Origin of the sequence: Nitratidesulfovibrio oxamicus, assembly GCF_015731765.1 — a bacterium.
GTDB classification, from domain to species: Bacteria; Desulfobacterota; Desulfovibrionia; order Desulfovibrionales; family Desulfovibrionaceae; genus Cupidesulfovibrio; species Cupidesulfovibrio oxamicus.
In genome coordinates this window covers 1-4,089 of the sequence record NZ_VRYY01000216.1, presented here as the reverse complement: position 1 = coordinate 4,089, position 4,089 = coordinate 1, and the positions used below count along the sequence as shown (strand labels likewise).

Here is a 4,089-nt window from a genome sequence, read left to right as displayed (position 1 = left end):
AAGGCGGGCGCCGGTCAGGCGGCGCACTCCGGCGGCCATGGCCCGCACCACCGGTTCGCTTACCGCGCCGTGGGCGGCCAGCAGGTCCGGGCCCACTCCCAGCACGTCACGCTTCACCTCGTTGGCATAGGCCACCACGCCGCCGGTGAACCACGCGGAACTGCCCGGCACGTCGGTGCAGCGGGCCGCGATGAGTCCGCCGGTGCACGATTCCGCCGTGGCCAGCGTGGCCCCCTGGGCCGCCATCCGCTGCCCGAGCAGCCTGACAAGGGCATGCGTGTCGTCGGAATCCGGGGGGGCTGGCGTGCCCGATACGCCGGACATGCCCGTTATGCCGGACGTGCCCGCTGAGGTGGACGGCGTGGGCCCGGTGGCAGCGGCAGGATCAAGTGGGCAGGGGACGGCGTGCGGGGCATGCTGCGTGGCAGGCATCTGGTCTCCGTTGCGGGGTATGCGGGCGGCACGATGTGCGCGGCCCCTGCCGCCCGGCTAACACCGAGGAAACGGTTCCGGCAAGGGGCGCGCTTGCTACGGGCTGCCCGCACTGCTACTCTGGGGGCCGACCAGCAGTCATGGAGACGCGATGACCGATCAGCGTGAGGAAATGGTTTCGGCCCTGCAGGACGAAGTGCTCAGCGAAATGGCCGAGACCTTCTTTGCCGCCCGCAAGGCCGTGGATGACGAGATGGAGCTGTTCCGCTCGCGCGAGGAGGAACTGCGCCGGGCCGCCCGGCGTGCCCTGTGCCACGCCGGATGGCTGACGAACCTGCTTACCGGGGCGGACATGGCCGGGCAGTTGTGGCACGCCCTGGGGGTGCCCGTGGACTTCATGCGCCTGACGGACGGTGCGGACGCCTGCCCGCATCGCGACGTCCCCTTTGCCTGGACCCGCTCCGGGCGGTATGAAAAACTGCTGCTGGAAGTGTACGAGGATACCTGGCGCGCCTTCGACGACTACATCAACGGCACTGCCGCAACCATACCGGAAAGGCCGGGCAAGGTGCGCAAGCTGGGCTATCGACGCTACCGGCTGTGGGCGGCAGAGATCAACCGCATGGTGGCCAAGGCCAACAGCGACCATTCGCCCTCGTGCGTGCTGGGCATGGCCCGTTCGCTGGACGTGGAAGGGCAGGAAAGGATGAAGGTGGCGGGCAGCGGCATGGAAGGGTACTCGTGCTCGCTGGACGCCACGCTGGCCCTGCCCTGTCTTGACGAGGGCGTGCCCCAGTTGCCGGACCTGCCGGAACTGCCGCCGCCCTCTGCCGCCGCGTGCAGCCTGCGTGCCCTGGCGCGGCGCGTCTGGAATGAACGGCGGGACCGGGCAGCCGAGGCGCTGGCGCGTGTGGAGCAGGCGCAGGAATGACGTTTTTCGCGGGTATGCTCCGGGCCAAGGCCCGTTATGCCTGACGTGGAGCGGCCTGCCGGGCGGCGTGATGCACGTGCTGGCGGGCGGTTGTACCGACAACGGAACGTATTGTTGTGGAATCACGGACAGGAACGCATGGCCCGAAATGGGGCAGGCCGTGCGTCCGGAGCACATCAGGTGGCACGCCGGGCGCAGGGGCCGCGCCTTGCGATGCCATGCAGGAGGGGAAACGGATGGAAGCCAAACAGCAGGATGCCGCATTCGCCGCACCCGCCGCCAAGACCGGCGGCGAACGCAGGCGCGCCGCCCGCGTGGCCGGGCGATACAAGGGGCGCATCGAGATTTCCGGGTACGGTTTTTCGGTGATGACCTGGGACGTAAGCCTTACCGGGGCGCGGTGCGCCGTGCGTGGCAAGTTTCCCGAGGGCACCGTGTGCACGCTGTTCGTGCAGAACACCAGGGGCGAGGAAATGGGCGTGCCCGCACGCGTGGTGCGCGGCACCGGCAACGACGTGCGGCTGAGCTTTGCGGCGGTGTCGCCCGAGGCCACCGCCTTTCTGCGGGCGCTGACCGGCCTGACGTAACGCGCCCCGCGTCCCGGGACTCTCCGGACGGCGCCGGACCGCTCCGGGCCGTCCTGCCGTGCCACCGCCTTTCCTCCGTGCCCGATGGGCCGGAACGAGCTACCCGCGCGGCCACCCCGCACGGAAGGAGAACTGCGCATGCGCGTGCTGGCGGCGGACATAGGCGGAACCAACAGCCGCTTTGCCCTGTACGAAGCGGACGGGCTGGCGCGGGGCCATGTGCCGCGCCAGCGGGACCGTCTGTGCAGGGTGCGCCTGTCCACGACGGATGCGGCGTCCTTTGCCGACCTGATGCGCAGGGCCGCCGCCGAGGAGCCGGGACTGTTCTCGTCCCCGGCCCTGCTGGTGCTGGCCGTGGCCGGGCCGGTACGGGGAAGGCGCCGCTGCACTCCGCCCAACATTCCCTGGGCGGTGGATCTGGACGATCCGGCGTTGCTCGCACCGGGCATGCCGCCCCTGCCCCCGGTGCTGCTGATCAACGATTTCGTGGCCCAGGCGTATGCCTGCCTGCGCCCAGCGACGCCGGTCACGCCGGTCGCGCCAGTCGCGCCAGTCGTGCCGGACATGCCGGACATGCCGGACATGCCGGACATGTTGGACATGTTGGACGTGCTGGACGGGCATCCCGTTCCGGACGCCCCCACCGCCGTGGTGGGCGCGGGCACGGGCCTTGGCAAATGCCTGCTGCTGCCACCGTCCGGTGTCGGGATGCCGCCCCGCGCCCTGCCCTCGGAAGGGGGGCACGCCCTGTTCCCCTTCACGGACGAGCGGGAAATGGCCTTTGCCGCGTTCATCCGTGCCCACACCGGGCGGCAGGTCATCGGCGACCTTGTGGTGTCAGGCCCCGGCCTGCGCCTGCTGCACGCCTTCCACACCGGGCAGTGGCTGGAACCAGCCGAAGTGGCGGCCCGCCTGACGACCGGGAAGGGTGATGCCGGCCCCGATCACGCCCTGCCGCAAGTCCTGTCATGGTTCGCCCGCTTCTATGGCCGTGTCTGCCGCGACTACGTGCTGGAAACCCTGGCCCTGGGCGGGCTGTTCATCACCGGCGGAGTGGCGGCGGCCACTCCCGCCCTGGTGATGCACCCGGCCTTTGCCGATGCCTTTCGCCAAGGCGATACCCATGCCGAACTGCTGCGTGGGGTGCCGGTGCGCCTGGTGCGCAGTCCCGACGCGGGGCTGCTTGGCGCGGCCCTGTATGGCGCCCTGAACGGCCCGGTAGCCTGACCGGCATCACCTGGCTTCACGCCGGGCGCGGACAACGGCGGCCCGGCAAACCGGAAAGGAATCTCATGCGTCCGGGATGGACTGATGCGGCGCGGCGCGCCCTGCTTCTGGCGGCGGTGGCCGTCTGCCTCGCGGCTGCATGGTGGTCGGGGCTTGGCGAATGGCTGTCGTTGGCCCGGCTCAAGGCGTCGCAGGCGCAACTGGTGGCCTGGCACGAGGCCAGCCCCGTGCTGTCGGTCGGTGCCTACATGGCGGTGTACGTGGCCTCCGCCGCGCTGTCGCTTCCGTGGGCCACGGCCCTGACCCTGGGGGGGGCGGCGGTGTTCGGCTTCTGGACCACGTTGTGGGCCACCTCGCTGTCCAGCACAGTGGGGGCCACACTGGCCTTTCTGGGCGCGCGCTACGTGTTCCGCGACGCGGTGCGCCGCCGCTTCGGGCACCGCATGGCCCGCCTGGATGAAGGGCTGTCCCGCGACGGGGCGTTCTATCTGTTCGGGCTGCGCCTGGTGCCCGCGTTCCCCTTCTTTCTGGTCAACCTGCTGATGGGGCTGACGGCCATGCCCGTGCGTACCTATTTCTGGGTATCGCTGGTGGGCATGCTGCCCGGCACGGCGGTGTACGTGAATGCCGGACGCGAACTGGGCGCCGTGGCTGCGCCGGGTGACGTGCTGTCGCCGGGGTTGCTGGCGGCCATGACCCTGCTGGGGCTGTTCCCGCTGGTGGCGCGCAAGGTGCTGGACCGGGTGCGCTCGCGGGGCGCGGCACCCGGAAGCGGTCTGGGCGGGGAAAGGCGGCGCGATGCCCGCAAGGAGGACGAACATGGCCCGGACACCACGGCATGATACGGATCTGCTGGTCATCGGCGGCGGCGCCGCCGGACTGACGGCGGCTGCGGGCGCGGCGCGGTTTGGC

General features: G+C 70.7%; 5 protein-coding genes. 4 read left to right on the top strand and 1 reads right to left on the bottom strand.

What is annotated here, in order from left to right:
• A partial coding sequence (locus tag FVW20_RS08540) for a CinA family protein (protein ID WP_196609087.1) occupies positions 1-432 on the bottom strand: 432 nt, incomplete at its 3' end.
• 151 nt (positions 433-583) lie between these two features.
• Here FVW20_RS08540 and FVW20_RS08535 point away from each other — a divergent pair.
• From FVW20_RS08535 to FVW20_RS08520, 4 genes are all read left to right on the top strand, one after another.
• Positions 584-1,363, top strand: a complete 780-nt coding sequence (locus FVW20_RS08535) for a hypothetical protein (RefSeq protein ID WP_196609086.1) — start codon at positions 584-586, stop codon at positions 1,361-1,363.
• Between the two features lie 236 nt (positions 1,364-1,599).
• A complete protein-coding gene (locus tag FVW20_RS08530; protein ID WP_196609085.1) occupies positions 1,600-1,950 on the top strand; it encodes a PilZ domain-containing protein in 351 nt (116 codons plus the stop codon).
• A 138-nt stretch (positions 1,951-2,088) separates the two neighbouring features.
• Complete coding sequence (locus FVW20_RS08525) at positions 2,089-3,177, top strand: glucokinase (protein WP_196609084.1); 1,089 nt, start codon at positions 2,089-2,091, stop codon at positions 3,175-3,177.
• Between the two features lie 65 nt (positions 3,178-3,242).
• Positions 3,243-4,019 carry a TVP38/TMEM64 family protein gene (locus tag FVW20_RS08520; RefSeq protein ID WP_196609083.1) on the top strand — a complete coding sequence of 259 codons (777 nt, stop codon included), beginning with the start codon at positions 3,243-3,245 and terminating at the stop codon, positions 4,017-4,019.
• Positions 4,020-4,089: the final 70 nt, after the last annotated feature.

Excerpts from the sequence above, each read along its gene's own strand:
- FVW20_RS08520 (WP_196609083.1), top strand. The coding sequence starts at position 3,243 with ATGCGTCCGGGATGGACTGATGCGGCGCGGCGCGCCCTGCTTCTGGCG.
- FVW20_RS08525 (WP_196609084.1), top strand. The coding sequence starts at position 2,089 with ATGCGCGTGCTGGCGGCGGACATAGGCGGAACCAACAGCCGCTTTGCC.
- FVW20_RS08530 (WP_196609085.1), top strand. The coding sequence starts at position 1,600 with ATGGAAGCCAAACAGCAGGATGCCGCATTCGCCGCACCCGCCGCCAAG.
- FVW20_RS08535 (WP_196609086.1), top strand. The coding sequence starts at position 584 with ATGACCGATCAGCGTGAGGAAATGGTTTCGGCCCTGCAGGACGAAGTG.